The 21,517-nt window shown below is 65.0% G+C and carries 21 protein-coding genes; 19 read left to right on the forward strand and 2 right to left on the reverse strand.

Annotated features, from left to right (window positions below):
* Positions 1-694: 694 nt before the first annotated feature.
* From rluC to F8A90_RS04415, 3 genes are read left to right on the forward strand one after another with little or no spacing between them, the layout of a single operon-like run.
* Entirely contained in the window at positions 695-1,654 is a 960-nt protein-coding gene (gene rluC / locus F8A90_RS04405) for a 23S rRNA pseudouridine(955/2504/2580) synthase RluC (RefSeq protein ID WP_200019184.1), read from the forward strand.
* Complete coding sequence (locus F8A90_RS04410; RefSeq protein ID WP_166019280.1) at positions 1,647-2,333, forward strand: HAD-IA family hydrolase; 687 nt, start codon at positions 1,647-1,649, stop codon at positions 2,331-2,333. Before rluC ends, F8A90_RS04410 begins: the two co-directional genes overlap by 8 nt.
* Positions 2,334-2,367: 34 nt before the next feature.
* Complete coding sequence (locus F8A90_RS04415) at positions 2,368-3,456, forward strand: S49 family peptidase (RefSeq protein ID WP_200019185.1); 1,089 nt, start codon at positions 2,368-2,370, stop codon at positions 3,454-3,456.
* Positions 3,457-3,537: 81 nt separating this feature from the next.
* On the opposite strand, the gene F8A90_RS04420 is transcribed toward F8A90_RS04415, so the two are convergent.
* Positions 3,538-4,134, reverse strand: a complete 597-nt coding sequence (locus F8A90_RS04420; protein WP_200019186.1) for a Maf family protein — start codon at positions 4,132-4,134, stop codon at positions 3,538-3,540.
* A 257-nt stretch (positions 4,135-4,391) separates the two neighbouring features.
* Here F8A90_RS04420 and F8A90_RS04425 point away from each other — a divergent pair, with 257 nt between their 5' ends.
* From F8A90_RS04425 to F8A90_RS04500, 16 genes are all read left to right on the forward strand, one after another.
* Positions 4,392-4,922 carry a YceD family protein gene (locus tag F8A90_RS04425; protein ID WP_107335333.1) on the forward strand — a complete coding sequence of 177 codons (531 nt, stop codon included), beginning with the start codon at positions 4,392-4,394 and terminating at the stop codon, positions 4,920-4,922.
* 33 nt (positions 4,923-4,955) lie between these two features.
* Positions 4,956-5,126: a 50S ribosomal protein L32 gene (gene rpmF / locus F8A90_RS04430; protein ID WP_065392644.1), complete on the forward strand. Its 171-nt coding sequence runs from the start codon at positions 4,956-4,958 to the stop codon at positions 5,124-5,126.
* Between the two features lie 29 nt (positions 5,127-5,155).
* Positions 5,156-6,178: a phosphate acyltransferase PlsX gene (gene plsX, locus F8A90_RS04435; RefSeq protein WP_200019187.1), complete on the forward strand. Its 1,023-nt coding sequence runs from the start codon at positions 5,156-5,158 to the stop codon at positions 6,176-6,178.
* 286 nt (positions 6,179-6,464) lie between these two features.
* Positions 6,465-7,427 carry an ACP S-malonyltransferase gene (fabD, locus tag F8A90_RS04440; RefSeq protein WP_166019284.1) on the forward strand — a complete coding sequence of 321 codons (963 nt, stop codon included), beginning with the start codon at positions 6,465-6,467 and terminating at the stop codon, positions 7,425-7,427.
* Positions 7,428-7,487: 60 nt separating this feature from the next.
* Complete coding sequence (gene fabG, locus F8A90_RS04445) at positions 7,488-8,231, forward strand: 3-oxoacyl-ACP reductase FabG (RefSeq protein ID WP_200019188.1); 744 nt, start codon at positions 7,488-7,490, stop codon at positions 8,229-8,231.
* A gap of 100 nt (positions 8,232-8,331) precedes the next feature.
* Complete coding sequence (gene acpP, locus F8A90_RS04450; RefSeq protein ID WP_024950601.1) at positions 8,332-8,565, forward strand: acyl carrier protein; 234 nt, start codon at positions 8,332-8,334, stop codon at positions 8,563-8,565.
* A 339-nt stretch (positions 8,566-8,904) separates the two neighbouring features.
* On the forward strand, positions 8,905-10,149 hold the full coding sequence (gene fabF, locus F8A90_RS04455) for a beta-ketoacyl-ACP synthase II (RefSeq protein ID WP_200019189.1): 1,245 nt from the start codon (positions 8,905-8,907) through the stop codon (positions 10,147-10,149).
* Positions 10,150-10,267: 118 nt separating this feature from the next.
* Positions 10,268-11,128: an aminodeoxychorismate lyase gene (pabC, locus tag F8A90_RS04460; RefSeq protein ID WP_200019190.1), complete on the forward strand. Its 861-nt coding sequence runs from the start codon at positions 10,268-10,270 to the stop codon at positions 11,126-11,128.
* 72 nt (positions 11,129-11,200) lie between these two features.
* Complete coding sequence (gene mltG, locus F8A90_RS04465) at positions 11,201-12,202, forward strand: endolytic transglycosylase MltG (RefSeq protein ID WP_200019191.1); 1,002 nt, start codon at positions 11,201-11,203, stop codon at positions 12,200-12,202.
* A 99-nt stretch (positions 12,203-12,301) separates the two neighbouring features.
* Entirely contained in the window at positions 12,302-13,051 is a 750-nt protein-coding gene (gene tmk / locus F8A90_RS04470) for a dTMP kinase (protein WP_166019287.1), read from the forward strand.
* Positions 13,048-14,073 (forward strand): DNA polymerase III subunit delta', encoded by a 1,026-nt coding sequence (locus tag F8A90_RS04475; RefSeq protein WP_200019192.1) that lies wholly within the window; start codon positions 13,048-13,050, stop codon positions 14,071-14,073. The genes tmk and F8A90_RS04475 overlap by 4 nt, the downstream gene beginning before the upstream one ends.
* A gap of 300 nt (positions 14,074-14,373) precedes the next feature.
* Positions 14,374-14,724 (forward strand): PilZ domain-containing protein, encoded by a 351-nt coding sequence (locus F8A90_RS04480; RefSeq protein WP_043331891.1) that lies wholly within the window; start codon positions 14,374-14,376, stop codon positions 14,722-14,724.
* A gap of 110 nt (positions 14,725-14,834) precedes the next feature.
* A complete protein-coding gene (locus F8A90_RS04485) occupies positions 14,835-15,668 on the forward strand; it encodes a TatD family hydrolase (protein WP_200019193.1) in 834 nt (277 codons plus the stop codon).
* A 42-nt stretch (positions 15,669-15,710) separates the two neighbouring features.
* A complete protein-coding gene (locus F8A90_RS04490) occupies positions 15,711-16,355 on the forward strand; it encodes a DUF1285 domain-containing protein (protein ID WP_200019194.1) in 645 nt (214 codons plus the stop codon).
* Between the two features lie 116 nt (positions 16,356-16,471).
* Positions 16,472-19,051: an ATP-dependent helicase gene (locus tag F8A90_RS04495; RefSeq protein WP_233593442.1), complete on the forward strand. Its 2,580-nt coding sequence runs from the start codon at positions 16,472-16,474 to the stop codon at positions 19,049-19,051.
* Positions 19,052-19,164: 113 nt separating this feature from the next.
* A complete protein-coding gene (locus F8A90_RS04500) occupies positions 19,165-20,127 on the forward strand; it encodes a sulfurtransferase (RefSeq protein ID WP_233593443.1) in 963 nt (320 codons plus the stop codon).
* Between the two features lie 91 nt (positions 20,128-20,218).
* On the opposite strand, the gene F8A90_RS04505 is transcribed toward F8A90_RS04500, so the two are convergent.
* Positions 20,219-21,454: a dicarboxylate/amino acid:cation symporter gene (locus F8A90_RS04505; RefSeq protein ID WP_166019291.1), complete on the reverse strand. Its 1,236-nt coding sequence runs from the start codon at positions 21,452-21,454 to the stop codon at positions 20,219-20,221.
* Between the last annotated feature and the right edge of the window lie 63 nt (positions 21,455-21,517).

Raw genomic sequence — 21,517 nt, forward strand, 5'->3', positions numbered from 1 at the left:
GCTGTCTTGCCTGCGCAGGCGGCTTTCGGGCTCCCGCGACAGCATCTCGTGGAGTCTGCAACGAAGGCTCGAAGGGCGATTGCGCTGCGGCGCGCGGCGTCATGCGTTCCGCGCCCGCTGATATCGTCACCAAGTCCTGTGAGACCTGAGCGACATCGATGTTTTGCGTCAGCTTCTGGTCTGGCCACTGGCCGCGAATGACTGTCCTTGGGGCGGCCTTCGCTGCCTGTGATTGACAGGTGCGATGCGCGGGACAGCACGCTACCGACAGGGTAGATGACAACAGGGTGCTTGCGTGACCTGCACGGTGCTGATGTCGGTGCGCGTTGCTTCATTGCGGGCCATCTGACCCTCTCCGCCGGCGTGAAGCACCTTGTTGAAGTGCCGGGTGCGCCGTTTTTCCGGCCGCTGTGACAGGGCTGCGGAGACGATGATCGGGCATATAGAGAAGGCCCATCTCACTGCGCTCGAATATACCAGTAAAGGTATGTACCAGCAATTCAGCTGCCAGATCAAACGCTTCGCTACATCGCCCGAGATACGAGGCCCGGTGAGCCGCTCATGAGAGCGGCATGTGGCACGATGATTCCCCATTGGTCGCATGACACCGTAGAATGGCCGGTCTGAGTGCGCCCAGGCGCACGGCAACAAGATGAGCAGGCCGCGCGAAGGCGGGGCCGGAAAGGAGTGCGACATGGCCGAAGGCCAATCAGTCCAGTGGATCGAGGTTGCCCCGGAATTGGCCGGGCAGCGCATCGACAACTTTCTGCGTACCCGCCTCAAGGGCGCACCCAAGGCGTTGATCTATCGCATCGTGCGCAAGGGGGAAGTGCGCGTGAACAAGAAGCGCATCAAGGTCGATTATCGCCTGCAGGCGGGCGATCTGGTACGGGTGCCGCCACTGCGCCTCTCGCCGGAAGCCGCCGTGCAGGAAGTCAGTGACAACCTGCGCGAGGTGCTGGCGGGCTGCATCGTGCGTGAGACAGATGACTTCATGGTCATCAACAAGCCCTCGGGGCTTGCCGTGCACGGTGGCAGTGGCGTCAAGATCGGCCTGATCGAGGCCATGCGCCAGATTCGCGCCGACCTGCCGTTCCTGGAGCTGGTGCACCGCCTGGACCGTGATACCTCCGGCTGCATTCTGCTGGCCAAGACGCGGGCTGCGCTGTTGCAGCTCAATGACGACCTCAAGGCCCACAAGATGACCAAGCTGTATCTGGCCCTGGTCGAGGGGCGCTGGGATTCACGTCGCGATTACGTCAATGCGCCGCTGGAGCGTTATGACGGTGGCAATGGTGAGCGTCGGGTGCGCGTCGATGAGGCCGGCAAGACGGCCAGTACGCGTTACGCGGTGCGTGAGGCCTATCCGAGCATGACGCTGGTCGAGGCCGAGCCGATTACCGGGCGTACTCACCAGATCCGCGTGCACTCGGTGCATGCCGGGCATCCGTTGCTCGGCGATACCAAGTACGGCACCGAGCGCGGCAATGCCCTGGCGAAGAAGGTCGGGCTGGAGCGCCTGTTCCTGCATGCCGCCCAGCTCAGCTTCCCTGATCCGATCGACGGGCGAACCGTCACCGTGCGCGCGCCGCTGGACAAGCGGATGAAGCGCGTTCTCGCCACTGCCAGAGAGCTGGGAGCTCGTCATGACTGATCTCGTTGCAGGACTGCCGCAACCGCGCTATCGCCTGGTCATCTTCGACTGGGATGGCACCCTGATGGATTCCGAGGCGCGTATCGTCGATTGCCTGCAGGCGGCCTCACTGGCGACGGGCATGGGTGAGCTGCCTGCCCATGCGGCTCGCGACATCATCGGGCTCGGGCTGCCCGAAGCCATGGAGCGCCTGTTCCCGGGGGCGACGGCCGAGCAGTGCGAGGCGCTGGTCGCGGCCTACAAGGCGCATTTCGTGGCGGTCGATACCACGCCGCTGGACTTCTTCCCCGGTGTCGAGGCCGGCATCCAGCGTCTGCGTCGCCATCCCGAGCAGCTGCTGGCCGTCGCGACGGGCAAGAGCCGCCGCGGGCTGGACCGCATGTTCAGGGCCCATGATTGCGGTGACTGGTTCCATGCTTCGCGCACTGCGGACCTGACGCTGTCCAAGCCGCACCCCCGCATGCTCGAGGAGCTGTTGGCCGAGCTGAACGTTGAGGCGCATGAGGCGCTGATGGTCGGGGATACCGAATATGATCTGGAAATGGCGCGTGCCTTGGGCATGCACAGTGTCGGTGTCGACTACGGCGTACACAGTGTGCCGCGTCTTGAGGCCTGTGCGCCGCAGCGCATCGTCTCGCATTTCGATGAATTGATGGAGTGGCTGTACGTGGCCAGATAACGGTCGCGATCGCCCAGCACAGGAGCAGCAATCGATGAGTGACAGGCCGCAGGATCCCTGGCGTGAAGGCGCGGGTGGCAAGGACGAGAGCGAAGCGGGCTTGAGTGGGCAGGGCATGAGTGGACAGGGCGCGGCTACCGCCTCCGAGCGAGAGGTGGACTGGCAGGCGCGCGAGCGTACCGCGCAGCTCGAGATGATGGACCGCTGGGTGCAAGGCGTGGTCACCGAGCAGCGTCGTTCGCGGCGCTGGAAGCTGTTCTTCCGCTTCCTGTTCGCCTTGCTGTTCATTGCCTCGATCGCGACCTCGGTGACCCTGTTCACGCTCGGCAGCCAGCCAGCGGCGCTGCCCGGCGAGCAGCATCTGGGCGTGGTGCGCGTGAAGGGCGTGATCGAAGCGGATGGCGAAGCCAACGCCGAGCGCATCATCAAGGGGCTGCGCGCGGCCTGGGAGTCACCGGCCTCCGTGGCGGTGGTGCTCGACATCAACTCGCCCGGTGGCAGCCCGGTGCAGTCCCAGCGCGTCTATGACGAGCTGATGCGGCTGCGCGAGCGGGGCGACAAGCCGGTGATCGCGGTGATTGAAGACCTGGGCGCCAGTGGTGCCTATTACATGGCGGCCGGCGCCGGCGAGATCATCGCGGCACCCTCGAGCCTGGTGGGTTCCATCGGCGTGATCTCCTCAAGCTTCGGGCTCAAGGGGCCGATGGAGAAGCTGGATATCGAGCGTCGCGTGTTCACGGCGGGAGACAACAAGGCGTTTCTTGATCCGTTCTCGGAAATCTCGCCGGACCAGCGTGCCTTCTGGCAGAGCGTGCTGGCCACGACGCACCAGCAGTTCATCGCGGCGGTCAAGGCCGGGCGCGGTGAACGCCTCAAGGACGATCCCGAGCTGTTCTCGGGGCTGATCTGGACCGGCGAGCAGGCCCGGGGGCTGGGGCTGGTCGATCGTACCGGCACGCTGGAAGAGCTGGCGGCTGAGCTGACGCCAGAAGCGGAGCTGCACGATTACACGCCGCGTCAGGACCCCTTCGAGCGCTTCACGCGGCGCTTCGCCGGTGTAATGGCCAGTGCGATGGGGCTCGAGACGACGGTATCGCCTGTCAGCTACCGCCTGCCCTGGTAGGCGAGTCAGGGCCGCAGCTCTCGTCGCTCAGGGCTGCGGTATCTCTCAGGGCTACGGTGTCTCTCGGGGGCGCGGCGCCACTCAGGAGCGCGGTGCATCCAGCAGAGGGTCGACGCCTGCCTCGCGCAGCAGTTCGCACAGGCGAATCAGCGGCAGGCCGATCAGGCTGTTGGGGTCACGCCCCTCGAGGCGCTCGAAGAGCGTGATGCCCAGCCCTTCCATGCGGAAGCTGCCGGCGCTGTCGAGGGGGCGCTCGCGCTCGACGTAGCGCGCGATCTCGGCGCGGCTCAGAGGGCGGAAGACGACCTCGTAGTCTTCATGACAGACCCAGTGACGCGCAGACTGGGTGTCGATCAGCGCCAGGCCGGTCACGAAGCGCACGCGACGTCCGGAAAAGCGCGCCAGCTGGCCGCATGCGGCTGACAGATCCGCCGGCTTGCCCAGTATCTCGCCCTCGAAGACGGCGACCTGATCGCTGCCGATGATCAGGTGGTGGGAATAGGCATCCGCCACGGCATTGGCCTTGCCGAGTGCCAGACGATGGACCAGTGTCTCGGGGCTTTCTTCGCGGCGCGGCGTTTCATCGATGCTGGGGGCTGTCCAGGTGAAGGGCAGCCCGAGGCGTTCAAGCAGTTCACGACGCCAGCGTGAGCTGGACGCCAGGACCAGTGGAGTCATCATGGCTCTCCGTCGGGGCGCGTTGCGGGCATTGGCTGGGCGGCGCGCGGCAAGTATTTGAAAAACAAGGGCTGCAGGATGCCGTAAATCCTCTCGGCATTGAAGCGTCAGGCGCGTACAATCGCGCGCTGGACGTGTAGCCCAGTGTCAGTTGCCGCATATCGACGTGAAAGCGTGATGGTGAGGGGGCTGGCAAAAGCAACAAGTTGCTCATGCATTTTGACACCGGGAGGGGGAATCCCTATTATGGCGCGCCTATGTTGACCACAAGACTGCCGACCAAGGTCGAGCCCTACCGGCTGGCGTCAGCGGGTAAACGCCTTGAAGGCGTGATTCCACTGGCGAACATGCCCCGTGTTGTTGAGGCCATCGGTGCTCAGGAAGGGGACGTCAGCGTCTCCATGACCTTTGACATCGACACTCAACGTCGCAGCTTCATCGAAGGCTCCATCGCCTTCGAGGCAAGTCTGTTATGTCAGCGTTGCCTGGGACCCACCGAGCCGGAGCCGCTTTCCAGCGAGTTCCTGTTGGGGCTGGTGACCAGCGATGCACTGGCGGCGCAGCTGCCCGGTGAGTACGAGCCGGTAGTGGTGGAAAACGAACAGCTGGATCTCCTGACAGTGATCGAGGATGAAGTGCTCCTGGTCCTGCCGCAGGTGGTCTACCACGAGGAGGCCGATTGTGCCGTCTCTCGCGACCAGCTGGCCAGCGGTGTGGAACCCGAGGCCTCGGACGCACCCGCTGTGAATCCATTCAGTGTGCTTCGCACCCTGAAGGACAAGCACTGAACTCAATTTGTCGACAAGATTGGAGTAATCCCCATGGCAGTTCAGCAGAACCGCAAAACTCGTTCCAAGCGTGGCATGCGTCGTAGCCACGATGCCCTGACTGCACCGACCCTGTCCCAGGACAAGGAAACCGGTACAGTTCACCTGCGTCACCACGTCTCTGCCGACGGTTTCTACCGTGGCCGCAAAGTCGTTGATGCATAAGGCATTGATGCAGCGCGCGGCGTAACGCCGTGCGTATCGCCATCGATACGATGGGCGGGGACTTCGGTCCCCGCGCTACGTTACGGGGCACGGCCAGTGCGCTGTTGCGAGACTCGCAACTCAGCGCCATCCTGGTCGGCCCGCAGCATCTACTGGATGCCGAGTTAGACTCCCTCCCTGCTTCACTCTCCCGTGTTCGTGATCGCCTTCAGACACTCGCTGTCGACGGCATTGTCGCGTCTGATGCTCGCCCGTCCCGCGTCTTGCGCAGTCGCGAGCCCAGCAGCATGTCTCAGGCCCTGGGTCTGGTGGCGAAGGGCCAGGCGGATGCCTGTGTCAGTGCCGGCAATACCGGCGCCTTGATGGCGCTGGGCATGCGCGAAGTGGGAAGAGTGAAAGGGGTGGAGCGACCTGCCATCTGTGCCGCGGTGCCCACGCGTGGCGTGCGAGCCTGCAGCTTGCTGGATCTCGGCGCCAACGTCGATGTCGCACCGCATCACCTGCTGGCGTTCGCCCGCATGGGCGCGATGCGCAGTCGCCTCATCGACGCGGTCGAGCGTCCGCGAGTGGGGCTGCTCAACGTGGGAGTCGAGTCGGTCAAGGGGACTGCGCAGGTGCAGGAAGCGCACGCCCTGCTGGCTGGCAGCGAGTCGGACTTCGACTACCTTGGCTTTGCCGAGGGCGGCGACCTCTTCTCCGGCAAGGTAGATGTGGTGGTCTGTGACGGCTTCGTCGGCAATATCGTGCTCAAGAGCAGTGAAGGGCTTGCGCAGATGCTGTCGGCGCAGCTGGGGGCGACCCTGGCGGCCAGCTGGCGCACGCGCCTGATGGCCTGGCTAGCGCGTCCGGCGCTGACGCGACTCTCGCGTGAGCTGGACCCGGTGCGCTACAACGGTGCCAGCCTGCTGGGCCTGGCGAACGTGGTGGTGAAGAGCCACGGCGGCGCGGCGGCGGAAGGCTTTGCCTTTGCCGTCACGCGGGCGGCCAGCGAGGCTCGCGAGCAATTGCCTTCGCGCCTGGCGCAGGCCCTGGAAGGCACATACTCACGCTGAATGAGTAAATTGGTCTGATTTGTGCCTGTTGGGGTCGAGCTTCGGCGCACACGGTGCGACAATGCCAGCGCTTCGCGGCCGGGCGGTGAAAGCGGACGGGAATCAGGGGCAGGCAGCCCCCGCAAGAAGCCCCGCAGGGCAGCAGCATGACGTAAATGACAGGAAGCAGGCTTTCCCCTGGCAGAAGCGTGAGACACGACAGTGGTCGTCTCGCTTGCGAGCCAGCGGAAATCGGGTTTCTTGACCCGTGTCAGTCCCACCTGAACAGATGGAAATGGTGACAGCAATGACAGATTCCCTGGCCCTCATCTTCCCGGGACAGGGCTCCCAGCAGGTCGGTATGCTGCGGGAGCTGGCGGAGCGCTATAGCGTGGTCCGCACTACCTTCGAGGAAGCCTCTGACGCGCTGGGGCGCGATCTCTGGCACCTGACACAGGAAGGTCCGGCGGAGGAGCTCAATCGTACCGAGCTGACCCAGCCGGCGCTTCTGACCGCCAGTGTCGCCATCTGGCGCGTCTGGCAGGAGCTGGAAGGCCCGCGTCCGGCGCGTATGGCCGGTCACTCCCTGGGTGAATACAGCGCCATGGTCTGCGCTGGCGTGATCGGTTTCGCCGAGGGCGTCAAGCTGGTCAATCTGCGCGGCGAAGCCATGCAGACTGCCGTGCCGCAGGGGCAGGGCGCGATGGCGGCCATTCTCGGTCTCGAGAATGCCCAGGTCGAAGCCGCCTGTGCCAGTGCGGCACAGGGTGAAGTGGTCGCGGCAGTCAACTACAATGCGCCGGGACAGGTCGTCATCGCCGGTGGCACCGCTGCCGTCGAGCGTGCCATCGCGGCATGTCAGGAAGCGGGTGCCAAGCGCGCCATGCCGCTGCCGGTGTCGGTGCCGTCGCATTGTGATCTGATGCGTCCGGCGGCCGACAAGCTGGCCGAGGCGATGAATGCCATCGAGTTCCGTGCGCCGCGCTATACCGTCATCCAGAATGTCGATGCCAAGGCGCATGACGATGTCGAGACACTGCGTCAGCGTCTGATCGAGCAGCTTTATCAGCCGGTCCGCTGGACCGATTGCGTCAATGCCATGTTCGACAGTGGCGCGCGCAGCTTCATCGAATGCGGCCCGGGCAAGGTGTTGACCGGCCTTGGCAAGCGCATTCAGCGTCAGGCGCGTGGCCTGGCCGTGAATGATCCGGATAGCCTGGAAGCGGCGCTGGAACTTGCCCGCGAGACCGCTGCCGAACAGAATCAGTAAGCTCGTGGCTGGCCCATCTGGCCGGCCATGTGACTTGGATCAGCCAACTCAGGACTCAAGATGACGAGCGAACGCAGAATCGCACTGGTGACCGGTGCCAGTCGTGGCATCGGCCAAGCCATCTCCCGTGAACTCGGCCGTCAGGGCCGTATCGTGATCGGTACTGCCACCAGCGAGAAAGGCGCAGCGGCCATCGGCGCTGACCTCGAGGCGCACGGTATCGAAGGCGCGGGCATGCTGCTCAACGTCACCGATCAGGCCAGCGTCGACGCCGTGCTCAAGGAAGTCGGCGAGCGCTTCGGCGCCCCGACCATTCTGGTCAACAATGCCGGTATCACGCGTGACAACCTGTTGATGCGCTTGAAGGAAGACGATTGGGACGCGGTGCTCGACACCAATCTCAAGTCGGTCTTCCGTGTCAGCAAGAGCTGCCTGCGCGGCATGACCAAGGCGCGCTTCGGCCGCATCGTCAACATCTCGTCCGTGGTCGCGACCATGGGCAACCTCGGTCAGGTCAACTATGCTGCCGCCAAGGCAGGCATGGAAGGCTTTGCCCGCTCGCTGGCGCGCGAAGTCGCGTCACGCAATATTACCGTCAACTCAGTGGCGCCGGGCTTCATTGCCACTGACATGACTGAAGCATTGCCGGAAGCGCAGCACGAAGCGTTGCTCGGCAACATCCCGCTGGCGCGCCTTGGCCAGCCGGAAGAGATTGCTGCGGCAGTCGGCTTCCTGACCAGTGATGCAGCAGGCTACATTACCGGTGAGACGTTGCAGGTGAACGGTGGCATGAACATGCGCTGAACCCCACGCAGGGACGTGGTTGCGTCCTTTTGGGGTGGCCTATAAACTACGCCCAGCTTTTTCGAGCTGCGGATTCCGTACCACTAGGAGTGATTGTTAAATGAGCACCATTGAAGAACGCGTCAAGAAGGTTGTGGCTGAGCGCCTGAACGCCAAAGAAGAAGAAATCCAGAACTCTTCCTCTTTCACTGAAGACCTGGGCGCCGATTCCCTGGACACCGTCGAGCTGGTGATGGCTCTTGAAGAGGAATTCGATACTGAAATTCCTGACGAAGAAGCAGAGAAGATCACCACCGTGCAGGAAGCTATCGATTACATCGTCAACCACCAGTAAGGTGTGTTGAAGCGATCACGGAGCAACCTGTTGCTCATGGTCGTGATGCAATTGTCTGTACGTTCAAGAGCCGCACTGTTCCTCAGTGCGGCTCTTGTCGTTCAGGGATGTGCTGCGCAATGCCGCGCCGACAGGGCGCGAATTGCCTGGTGGTAGACGGCGGGCTTCGTGACAAATGCCTCTTTGTGGCAAGTGTCGGAATTCCTTCGTGAAAGTGGCCAGAAAAGCGCTTGAAAACCGACTGCCCACGCATGGCCAGGTTTCTGTATAATGCGCTCAATTACCGTCCGGGCGTCCATGGCCCTGGCGTGCCAATTCGATAGTTTTGGAGGAGACACGATGCCTCGCAGAAGGGTAGTGGTAACAGGTCTTGGCCTGGTAACCCCGGTCGGGAATACCGTCGAGGAAAGCTGGAGCAACATCAAGGCGGGCAAGAGTGGCATCGCGGCCATCGAGCATTTCGATGTCAGCGGTTTCAATACCCGTTTCGGTGGCTCCATCAAGGACTTCGATGTGAGTCAGTACCTGAACCCGAAAGAGGCCCGCAAGATGGACCTCTTCATCCAATACGGTATCGCGGCGGCCCACCAGGCCATCACCGACTCCGGCATTGAATGCACCGAAGACAACGCCGAGCGTATCGGTGTCGCCATCGGGTCCGGTATCGGCGGCCTGCCGATGATCGAGCACAACCACAAGGCGCTGGAGAAGGGCGGTGCGCGTCGCATCTCGCCGTTCTTCGTGCCGGGCTCCATCATCAACATGATCTCCGGCAATCTGGCGATCCAGTTCGGTTATCGTGGTCCGAACATCGCGATCACCACTGCCTGTACCACCGGGACGCACAACATCGGTTATAGCGCACGTACCATCGCCTATGGCGATGCCGACGTGATGGTGGCCGGTGGTGCCGAAATGGCGACCACGCCGCTGGGCCTGGGGGGCTTCTCCGCGGCGCGTGCGCTGTCGACCCGCAACGATGATCCGCAGGCGGCCAGCCGTCCGTGGGACCGCGACCGTGATGGCTTCGTGCTGTCCGACGGTGCCGGTGTCGTCGTGCTGGAAGAGTACGAGCACGCCAAGGCGCGTGGCGCGACCATCTACGCCGAGGTGCTCGGGTTCGGCATGTCCGACGACGCTCACCACATGACAGCACCGCCCGAAGACGGCCGTGGTGCGGCCGCCGCGATGCGCAACGCCATCCGTGACGCCAAGCTCGAGCCGGGCCAGATCGACTACATCAATGCCCACGGCACCTCCACCAATGCCGGCGATAAGGCGGAAAGTCTCGCTGTCGAATCGGTGCTGGGTGATGCGGCGCGTGATGTAGCGGTCAGCTCCACCAAGTCGATGATCGGTCACCTGCTGGGCGCTGCCGGTGCGGTCGAGGCCGTGTTCTGCGTGCTGGCGATGCGTGACCAGATCGCGCCGCCGACCATCAACCTGGACAACCCGGCCGAGGGCTGCAATCTCGACTACGTGCCGAACGTCGCACGTGACATGAAGATCGAGTACACCCTGTCCAACTCGTTCGGCTTCGGTGGCACCAACGGCTCGCTGGTGTTCGGCAAGCTCAAGGACTGATCACACGTTTTCGTGTTCTCTCTCCTCAGACGCGCTCCCATCCGGGGGCGCGTTTGTCTGTGGGGCGTCACCTGCTTTGCGTGCCGTGCTCGCAACCGTTCTCTGGAGGGCTGTATCGATGACGACTGATGCCTCTGGCAGCAAGAGCTCTGAAGACAAGTGTGCTCTTGCGGCGCTCGCCGCCGATCTGCCCAGTGATGACCGTGGCCTTGCCTATGGCGAGGGCGTGTTCGAGACGATTCTGGTGCGTGAGGGGCGGCCGCAGCTGTGGTCCTGGCACGAGGCGCGCCTGAGGCGCGGTTGTCAGCGTCTGGGGATTGCAGCACCCTCGGCAGCTGAGCTGGCGGCCTGTCTGGCGGTCTGTCAGGGCGAGGGGCTTGAAGTGCTCAAGCTTATCGTCACCGGCGGCTCTGGCGGGCGGGGCTACAGGGCACCGGAGTCACCGCAGGCGCGCTTGCGGGCACGCGCGACGCCTTTTGCGGTCAATCAGCAGGCGCGGCGTGGCATCACGGCACGGGTTTGCGAGCTGCGTGTGGCCGAGCAGCCGGCACTGGCGGGGCTCAAGCACCTCAATCGGCTCGAGAACGTGCTGGCGCGCCGTGAGTGGAGCGACACGACCATCAGCGAGGGGTTGTTGCTCAATGCGCAGGGCGAGCTGATCGAGGCCACCAGCATGAATCTGGCCTGGTATCGTGACGGGCGCTGGTTCACGCCGTGTCTTGATCGTGCCGGTGTCGAGGGCACGCTGCTGGCGGCGCTTGAGGCCGAGATGACGTTCGAACGAGTGCGTGAGGGGCTTGAGTCACTCGCGCGGGCCGAGCAGGTGGTCGTCATGAATTCCGTGCAGGGCGTCTGGCCGTTGCGCACTCTGCTCAAGTCCGATGGCGCGATTCTGTGCGAGTGGAAGGATGAGGCGCATCCGGCGCTGGACGAGTTGAATCACACTATCGCGCGCTTGCTGGGCGAGCCCGCGAACTGACGGAGGGCGACGAGCGTCAGCAGGCATGCCTGTGCGGTCGTCGCCTTCGCCATGAAGACTGGAAACCTGATTATGCGAGTGTTCAAGATCCTCCTGATGCTGGTAGTGCTGGCCGTGGCTGCGGGTGTGGTGGGCTTTCGTTATTGGCAGGCGCAGTTGCTGTCACCGTTGGCGATCGAGAAGGAACAGCTGTTCGAGGTGCCCAAGGGCGCCAGTCTGACCAGGGTCGTGGGCGAGCTCGAGTCACAGGGCATCATCGAGGCGAGCTGGCCGTACAAGGTCTGGGCGCGCCTCGAGCCTGAGGCCGTCAATGGCCTGCGCGCCGGTGAATTCCGTCTCACGCCGGGCTTGAACGGCCGTGAGCTGGTGGCGCTGCTGTCCAGTGACGATGTGGTCAGCTATACCTTGACCGTGCCGGAGGGCTGGACCTTCGCCCAGATGCGCACCGCCATGGACGCCTCACCCAAGCTTGAGCACACGACTCGCGACATGAGTGACGAGGAGCTGATGGCGGCCGTCGGTGCAGAGGGCGAGGAGCCGGAAGGGCGCTTCTTCCCGGACACCTACCGCTATCACAAGGGCGTCAGCGACCTCTCGCTCTACAAGCAGGCCTATACCCGCATGAGCAAGACGCTGGAGGAAGTCTGGGCCGGGCGTGACGACGACCTGCCGATCACCAGCGCCTACGAGGCGCTGATCATGGCGTCACTGATCGAGCGCGAGACCGGCGCGCCGGAAGAGCGCGACGAGATCGCCGGCGTCTTCAAGCGTCGCATGGAGCGTGGCATGCGCCTGCAGACCGACCCGACCGTCATCTATGGCCTGGGCAAGGACTATGATGGCTCGCTGTCGCGCGCCGACCTGCGCAAGCCGACGCCCTGGAATACCTATGTGATCACCGGTCTGCCGCCGACGCCGATCGCGATGCCCGGGCGCGCCGCGCTGGAAGCGGCGGTGCACCCGAAGGAAGGCGATACCTACTACTTCGTCGCCAAGGGTGAGGGCAAGCATCATTTCTCGCGCACGCTGCGCGAGCACAACAATGCCGTGCGCCGTTATATTCTCAATCGGTAATGCGTGGCGAATGAGCTGAAACCCGTGTGGCGAACAGGGTCTGCCATGCTGCACGGGGCTTTCGTCGCGAGTCATCTGCTGTCTGAATCAGGAAACATCATGTCTTCACGTCCGAGCGCATCAAGCACGACGTCTTCTCGCCACGCCGCCAGCGCGGCGGCCACCCGGGCCTCGGCCGGTGGTCGCTTCATCACGCTGGAAGGCGGTGAAGGCGTCGGCAAGAGCACCAATGTCGCCTTCGTGGTCGCCGAGCTCGAGGCGCATGGCCTCGAGGTCGTGCGCACGCGTGAGCCGGGTGGCAGCGAGCGAGCGGAAGCCATTCGCCAGTTGCTGCTGGACCCGGCGCCGGCCGAGTCGCTGAGTGATGATGCCGAACTACTGTTGATGTTCGCCGCGCGTGCCCAGCATCTGGCCGCGACCATTCGCCCGGCGCTGGCGCGCGGCGCCTGGGTGGTGTGCGATCGCTTCACCGACGCGACCTTTGCCTACCAGGGCGGTGGCCGCAACCTGCCACTGGCCGATATCTCGGCGCTGGAATCCCTGGTGCAGAAAGGCTTGCAGCCGGATCTGACCCTGCTGCTGGACATGCCGGTCGAGGCGGCACGTGGCCGTCTGGCCGCTCGTCGCGCCGAGACCGGTGAAGGCGCCGACCGCATCGAGCAGGAAGCCGAGCAGTTCTTCGAGGCGGTGCGTGTCGGCTATCACATGCGTCGTGATGCCGACCCCGAGCGCTTTGCCACCATCGATGCCGGTCAGTCGCTCGAGGCCGTGCAGGCCGATATCGCGGCGGTACTGGCAGCTCGGGTGGCGGCCTGGCAGGCGAACACTCCCACGGATGAACAGCCATGAGTGCTTCAGGCGTCAGCAGTGGTGTCACGCTTTCGAGCTTCTCGCCGCTGCCGTGGCAGCATTCGCTCTGGCAACACTTCACCGCGGTGCACGACAACGGTCGCCTGCCGCATGCGGTGATGCTCAGCGGGCCATCGGGGCTTGGCAAGCATGAGCTGGCCGATGCGATGATCGCTCGCGTGCTGTGTCGCACCGCCCAGGGCAAGCCCGGTGCGGCGGCCTGTGGCGAGTGTCATGGCTGTCATATGCTGGCGGCGGGGCATCACCCTGATCTGATGGCGGTCGCACCGCAGGATGTCGGCAAGATGATCCGCATCGACCCGATCCGTGAGGTCAACCGCTTCGTCTCCCAGACGGCCCAGCAGGGCGGCTACCGCGTCATCCGGCTGCAACCGGCCGAATCGATGAACATCGCCTCGGCCAATGCCTTGCTCAAGAGCCTCGAGGAGCCCGGCGCCAATACGCTGTTCATTCTGCTCAGCGACATGCCGTCACGGGTGCTGCCGACCATTCGCTCGCGTTGTCAGCAATGGCCGCTGGTGATTCCGCCGGCCGAAGAGAGCCTGCCGTGGCTAACGCAGCAGCTGGGCGAGGATGCTCAGGCCCTGCTGCGCATGGCGGGTGGACTGCCACAGCTGGCGGTGCGTCTTGGCGAGGCGGAGCAGCGTCAGCTGCGTCAGGCCTTGCGCGAGCTGTTCGATGCGCTGGTGCGCGGTGGTGAGCCGGTGGCCGAGGCGTGGCGACTGGAGCGCCAACCGCTGGCGCAGGTGCTGTGGTACGGTATTGCCTGGCTGGAAGACCTGATCCGCATGGGCCTGTCCGGCAATGCCGGCGACCTGCGTGACCCCAGTCTCGAGCCGCTGTTGAGGCAGGCGGTCAAGAATGGTCGCACCCAGGACTGGTTCAAGCTGCTGGACTTCGCACGCGAGCAGCGCCGCCTGCTGGCCGCGGGCGGCAACCCCAACCCTCAGCTGGTGCTGGAAGCCTGGCTGGTGCGTTGGGCCGCCTTGCTGCGCTCCTGAATGCGCAGCTGGCTTTTTCTGAGGTGATGGTCCGAGTGAAGGTCCGAGCTTCTGGCGTGAAGGGGCCGAGTGAAGGGCTGAGGAAGGACCTGAGCAAAGATCCGCGTGGAAAGCCGCGAGGCTGCGCGAGGCAAGGCGGGCAGGCTAGACTGAAGCCAGCTAGGCCGTTTGCTCGCCTTGGGTCAGATATCAGCAGGCAATGGCCGAAGAATACGCATTGATACGCAGCGTCAGTCCTCATGTGAGCGCTGACGCTCGTCACGGGACTGCATGTGCCGGGAGACCGGCCGGAGGTGAAGGATGGATACCGCTCCACAGCAAGGCCAGAAGGCGCTTTCGCTGACCATTCGTGATCAGAAGACCCTGTTGGCCGCCTACATGTCGACCCTCGTGCGCGGCGGCATCTTCGTGCCGACCACCGAGCGCTACACCATGGGCCAGGAAGTCTATCTGCTGCTGACCCTGCCTGAGGAATCCGAGCGCATTCCGGTCACCGGGCGCGTGGTATGGATTTCCCCGCAGGGCGTCAGTGGCCGGCGTACTGCCGGCATCGGCATCCACTTCAGTGAAGAGGACCGCCAGGTGCGCGATCATATCGAGAACCACCTGGCCGGCATGCTCGGCAAGGGTCACGCGACCTATACGCTGTAGCGCGAGCGCAGCGTCGCTTCATCATCTCGACCGGCAGTGCCATGGGCGCCCGCCGGTCGAGCACGTTTTTCGCCGCGCAGCGCGTGGCCATCAGTAGTGAGAGTTTCCGGATGTTTGTCGATTCGCATTGCCACCTTGATCGTCTGAAACTGGAAGAGCACGGCGGCAGCCTCGAGGACGTGCTGGACGCCGCGCGCGCCCGTCACGTGCACCAGTTCCTCGCCATTGCCGTCACGCTCGACGATGTGCCCGAGATCTCGGCCATCGCCCAGCAGCATGAGGATGTGGTGATTTCCGCCGGGGTGCATCCGCTGCATCAGGTCGACCCGGAACCCACGGTCGAGGACATCAAGAAGTGCGCCGAGCGCTTCGGCGCGGTGGCCATCGGCGAGACCGGCCTCGACTATCACTACGAGAGCGTCAGCCGCGAGCTGCAGTACGAGCGCTTCACGCGCCATCTGATCGCCGCGCGTGAGCTCGAGTTGCCGGTCATCATCCACACCCGCGAGGCGCGGGAAGATACCCTGGCGTTGATCAAGCAGCACACGGACCCCGCTGTCGGTGGCGTGCTGCACTGCTTCACCGAAGATCTCGATATGGCGCGCGTCGCGGTGGGCCACGGCTTCATGGTCTCCATCTCCGGTATCGTCACCTTCCGCAACGCCGAACACGTCCGCGAGCTGGCGCGTGCCATCCCGCTGGACCGCCTGCTGATCGAGACCGACAGCCCCTATCTGGCACCGGTGCCATACCGCGGTACTTCCAACGTGCCGGGCAATGTGGTCGAGGTGGCCGAATGTATCGCCGCCGAGCGCGGCATCACCGTCGATGAGCTGGCGATGCAGACCACCGCCAACTTCTATCGCCTGTTCCGCGCTGCCGCGCCGGAAGCACCGGACAACGTTCGCGAAGCGCTGGCCAGCAGCGGCATGCTCATCGACTGAGCGTGGTATCTCGCATGATCTGACCACCAGGGAGGGAACGTCATGAATCCAGCCGCCATCCTCACCCAGCTGGGCGACAAGGCCACCAGCGGCAAGGCTTTGCCACCGGTGGATCAATGGCACCCGGCGCATTGTGGCGAGATGGACCTCGTCATCCGCGCCGACGGGCGCTGGATGCACGAGGGCACGCCGATCGGTCGCGCGCGCCTAGTGCACATGCTGTCGCGGGTCATGCGTCTTGAGTCTGATGGCAGCTACTGCCTGGTCACGCCGGCGGAGAAGGTCACCATCCAGGTCGAGGACCGCCCCTTCCTGGCGGTGGACTGCTCCCGCGTCGAGAGCGATCCTGCGCCGACTGAGCCCGGTCAGACAGAGTTCGAGCAGACAGGGCCCGGACAGACAGAGCCTCAGCCGGACGTCTGGCAGCTGGTCACCGATCAGGGCGATGTCGTGCGACTGGAAGGGGATAGCTGCCTGACGCTGAGCGAGACGCCGGACGGCCTGTGGTTGCCGGAAGTGCCGGTGCGTTTCGGGCTTGCCGCGCGCCTGCACCGCAATCTCTACTATCGGCTGCTCGAGAGCGCCGAGACGCATGAGCAGGAAGACGGCAGCCTGACACTCGGCTTCATGAGCGGTGGGCGCTTCCAGATCCTGGGGCAGCTGGCGGCTGATGAGCTCGAGGTCTGAACTCGTCAGAGCCTGTCTGAGCCTGTTTGAGCCTGCCGCCTTCTGCTCTCTTTTCCTTGTGTCCCTCGCGTTCTACCTCGCTCCCTTTCACTCGCCGTCAGCCATTGCAGGTCTTCATGTCGTCACCACTTCCTCCCATCGAGCCCGACAGCGCCGCGCCCCTTGGGGCAGATTCCGCAGCATCGCCACTGGCGCTGGCCGTCGATCAGCTGACGCAGCGATTGACGGATCAGCAGCGCGCCGTGGTGGCACATCGCGGACGACACGCACGGGTGGCGGCGGTGGCGGGGTCGGGCAAGACCACCACGCTGGTGGCGCGGGTGCTGAGCCTGCTGGCGGAAGGCATACCGGCGCAGCGGATTCTGGTGCTGATGTTCAACCGCTCGGCGCGTGAGGACTTCGTCGCCAAGCTGGCGCAGTCGGCCCCGCCGGGCACACGGCTGCCCGACATCCGCACCTTCCACTCCATCGGCCATCGCCTGACCACCACTCTGGTGCGCTGGGGCAGCCTCGAGCCGCGCGAACTCATCCAGCAGGACTGGGCATTGGAGCGTCTGCTCAAGCAGGCCGCCCAGCGTGCGCTGGGCGATGCCGATCGCGCCGATCGTGAGGCAGCGCTGGAAGGCGAGCGCCTTGAAGCGCTCGCCCAGTTCTGTGATCTGGTCAAGGCCGAGATGTGCGAGCCGACGCTGCTGTACGAGCGCATGAACCTCGGCGAGCACACCGGCCACTTCGTCGAGTCCTTCGCCCAGCTTGAGCAGCTGCTCGAGCAGTACGGCCAGATGACCTATGCCGATCTGCTCTACCGGCCGCTGCGCCAGCTGGAGAGGGAGCCCGAGACCCGCGCGCGCATCCAGGGGCATCTGCAGCACGTCATCATCGATGAGTATCAGGACATCAATGAGGCGCAGCAGCGCATGCTGGCGCTGCTGGCGGGTGCGCCAACAGGCGAGGCGTCGCTCGGCGAGTCGTCGCCCGGCGAGTCGTCGCTCGGCAAAGCCTCCTCGCCCGGCGAAGTGTCGCCCGCAGCCTCCGGCGCCTTGGCAGAAGTCATGGCGGTGGGGGATGCCAACCAGTGCATCTACGAGTGGCGTGGCGCGCGGCCTGACTACATGCTGACGCGCTTCGCCGAGAGCTTCGCCGCGCCACTGGATTTCCCGCTCAGCTATACCTTCCGCCACGGTCACCGTCTGGCACTGGCGGCCAATCACGCCATCGCCGCCAATGCGCGCCGTCCGGACCAGCTGTGTCTGGCCGCGCCCGGCACGCCGCCGACGCGCTTGTTCGAAGGCCAGGGCGCCGCCAGTCTGGTCGCGGCGCTCACGGCCTGGCGAGAGTCGGGGCGCAGTGGCGCCGAGGCCGCCGTGCTGGTGCGCAGCTGGGCGCTGTCGGTACCGGTGCAGTTGCAGCTGCTCAAGGCCGGCATTCCCTTCCGACTGGGGCAGGGGGATCGCTTCGTGTTCCGCCTGCCGCTGGTGCAGGCGCTGGCGGGCTATCTGGAGCTGGCGCGTGATGCCACGCGTCTGCGCGACCCGGCGCACCTGCTGCTGCTGTTCACCCAGCCCACCGCCTTCGTCGCGCGCGAGCGCCTCGAGCGTCTGTGTCAGCAACTGGCCGACAGCCAGCGCTGGCCACGCAAGGAAGACCCTATCCTCGAGGGGCTCAAGCCGCTGCAACGCCGCAACCTGCACAAGCGCTGGAAGCTGTTGTGCGATCTGCCTGCGCTGGGCGATTGGGCGCCCGCGCGGCTGCTGCGCCATGTGGTCGATGAGCTGGAAGCCGACAAGGTGCTGCGCCGTGCCGCGGCCCGGCGTGACAAGGGCGAGGAAGATGTACGCCTGCTGGATGTGCTGATCGAGCAGGCGGGGGAGCTTGCCAATGACCCCGACGCCTTCATCAATCTGCTGCGCAATCCGGTCGAGGACGCCGCCGACGGCGTGCTGATCACCACGGTGCACGGGGCCAAGGGGCTGGAGTGGCCGCTGGTGGGGCTGTGGGGCATGAACGAGGAAGACTTCCCGGCCTACTCGCGTGACAACCCGCTGTCGCCGGAGCGCCTCGAGGAGGAGCGACGCCTGTGCTACGTCGGCGTGACGCGTGCTCGCGAGCAGCTGCACCTGTGGCGTGACGGCGGCACGCATACGCCAAGCCGCTTCTTGGCCGAGCTGTGCGTGGAGGACTGCACCCGCCTCGGCGACTGGATTCACGGTGCCGGCAAGCGTGCCAGACTCGCCCGTCTGCAGGCCGAGGACGGTGATGAGGCCGCCCGCGAGTCAGCGGACGGCAGCGATGAGCGCCTGCGTGTGGCGGCACCGGCACTTGGCGAGGCCTATCTGGCGCGACTGCCTCTGGCACGCCACGGCATCACGCCACCGACGCTGGAAGCGCTGCCGAAGAAGGCCGCCAAGTCCCCGGGCAAGCCGGCCAGCAAGTCGACTGCACAAGGCCAGTCAAGCTCTGGCGGCACCTATGCTCGCGGCGCTCGACAGGGCAATTGCTCTCCACGTGGCGAGCCGGCCGTGCTGCGACGCGTCGGTGATTGGGAGGTCGGTCAGCGCTTGCGCCACGAGAGTTTCGGGGAGGGGGTGATCGAAGAGGTCTCCGGCAATGAGGCCAATCCGCTGATCGAGGTGCGCTTCGCCGATGGCAACAAGCGCCGCCTGATCGCCACGCGCGCCCCGCTGACAGTCTTGTGACCCTTGTGACAATGGACTTGAGACTCGGGCGACAAGGCAGCGCGATTGCCAAGCCTTGCGCCGAGCGCCATCATGCCTGCAGCGCATCTTCGTCTGCCCGAAAAGGAGTTTCCATGGCTCAGTATCCCGATCCTGCCGCATTGGCGGCAGCCTCCGTCTCCGCCTCATCGCTGCTGGTGCCGGACCAGCGCCAGGCACCCCTGATCGATGCCAGTCAGCTGGTGACTCAGCTGGCGATGGCGGGCCTCAAGTCGCCCGTGGTGCTGGATTGCCGTGCGCGTCTCGATGATGGGGGAGCCGGCGAGCGTCTGTGGCGTGAAGGCCATCTGCCGGGTGCCATCCATGTCGATATGGACCGCGATCTGTCGGCCGCCGTGCGCGAGGACGGTGTGGGCGGGCGGCATCCGCTGCCGTCACATCAGGCGACGGCCGAGCTGTTCCGCCGCCTCGGCATCACGCCTGAGCAGCAGGTGGTGGTCTATGACGACATGGGCGGCCAGATGGCGGCGGCGCGGCTGTGGTGGATGCTGACCTGGGCCGTGCATCCGGATGTGCGGGTGCTGGATGGCGGCATTCAGGCCTGGAATCAGGCCATGGGCGAGCTCAAGCGTGCACCTGCCCAACCGGTGACCCCCACGCCCAGCGACTGGCAGCCAAGCTTTGATGACAGCCTGCTGGTCAGTGCCGAGCAGGTGGCCGCCACGGATGACAGCTTGCTGGATGCCCGCGGCGAGGCGCGTTTTCGCGGTGAGCAGGAGCCGGTCGATCCGGTGGCAGGCCATATCCCCGGCGCATTCTGCCGACCGACCCCCAGCAATCTGGAAGCCAATGGTCGCTTCAAGGACCGCATGAGCCTGGTGCGTGAATTGCGCAGCCTGTTGCCGGCAGAGAGTGGGGTGATCGCCTACTGTGGTTCCGGCATCAGTGCCTGTCAGAACATCCTGGCCTTCGCGATCGCCGGTCTGCCTCTGCCGCGGCTGTATGCCGGCTCCTGGAGTGACTGGATCAGTGATCCCGCGCGCCCGGTCGCCACCGGTGAGGCCAGCGAGAAGTCGCCGCACGCGCCAGCGCGATGACGGCCTTTCAGACACGACAACGCCCGGCAGAGGTTTCTCTGGCGGGCGTTGTCGTTTGTGGGGCGCTTTGCCTGACTCTTTGCGTGCGTGCTTACGCTTGCGTCCTGGGCTGTGCGGCGGGCTTGCGCGAATCGAAGCGCTCCAGCAGGGCGGCGTTGGCGCAGTTGCCCATCACGTTGAGGGCGGTGCGCAGGCCATCGGTGAAGCGGTCCACCCCGGCGACCACTGCCACACCTTCCAGTGGCAGGCCTGCAGCACCCAGTACGGTGGTCATCGCGACCAGCCCCGCACCCGGCACGCCTGCCGTGGAGAAGCTGACCAGCAGGCCGGTGGTGAACACGGTGAGCACCAACGAGGTGGTGACATCGATGCCGAACAGCTGCGCCACGAACAGCGCATTGAAGCCCTGCATCACGGCGGCACCATCCCGCTTGAGTGCCGTGCCGAAGGGCAGTGCGAAGCTGGCCAGGGAGTCATTCATGCCGTAGTCGCGGGCATTGCCCAGCGCCAGCGGCAGGGTCGCGCCGGAGCTTGCGGTACCGAAGGCGAAGCCCAGGCTCTGGCCGAAGTGGCGCACGAAGGCCAGCGGGCGGGCACCGGTGACGGCCAGCAGCACCAGATAGAGCAGTGCCATCAGCGCCAGCGCGATGATCAGGCCGATCACGTACATGCCCAGGCGCATCAGCAGGTCCAGCCCCTGGGTGGCGATCACCGAGGTGATCAGCGCGAAGACCCCCACCGGCGCCAGCTTGAGCACGAAGGACAGTACCTTGAGGCTGACGGTGTAACCGCTCTCGATCACGCGATGCAGCGGTGCGCTTTCCTGTGGCAGGGCGCGCATCGCCAGCCCGATCAGGGCAGCCGCGAAGATGACCTGCAGCAGGCCGCCGCCACCCAGCGCGGTGAAGGGGTTGTTGGGTACCAGACCCACCAGCCACTGGGCGATGCTGTCGGCGTTGCGACCTTCAGGTGCGGAATCCACCAGGCTCTCGGCGCCGCTGCCCGGCATCAGCCAATGTGCGACCAGCATGCCCAGCGTCAGCGCCACGGCGCTGGTGACCACGTAACTGCCCAGCAGGCGTCCGGCATGGCGACCGACATCGGCACCGCCTTCGCGGTTGGTCAGGCTCATGATCAGGGCGCCGAACACCATCGGTACCACCACGAATTGCAGCAGACGCAGGAAGATCTGGCCCACCGGTGTCAGCAGGTGGCTGTCGAGCCAGGCGACGCTGCCTTCGGGCAGAGCGCCTGCCCCGGCGTTCAGGGCAAGGCCACTGAGAATGCCCAGCCCCAGGGCGAGCAATATCTGGCGTGTGACGGACATGATGGCTCCGAAGCGATGGCGTGAGTCTGAATTCGAGGGAAGCCAATGTGCTACCGAGAGGCT

The sequence above is a fragment of the Cobetia sp. cqz5-12 genome (assembly GCF_016495405.1).
Classification (GTDB): Bacteria; Pseudomonadota; Gammaproteobacteria; order Pseudomonadales; family Halomonadaceae; genus Cobetia.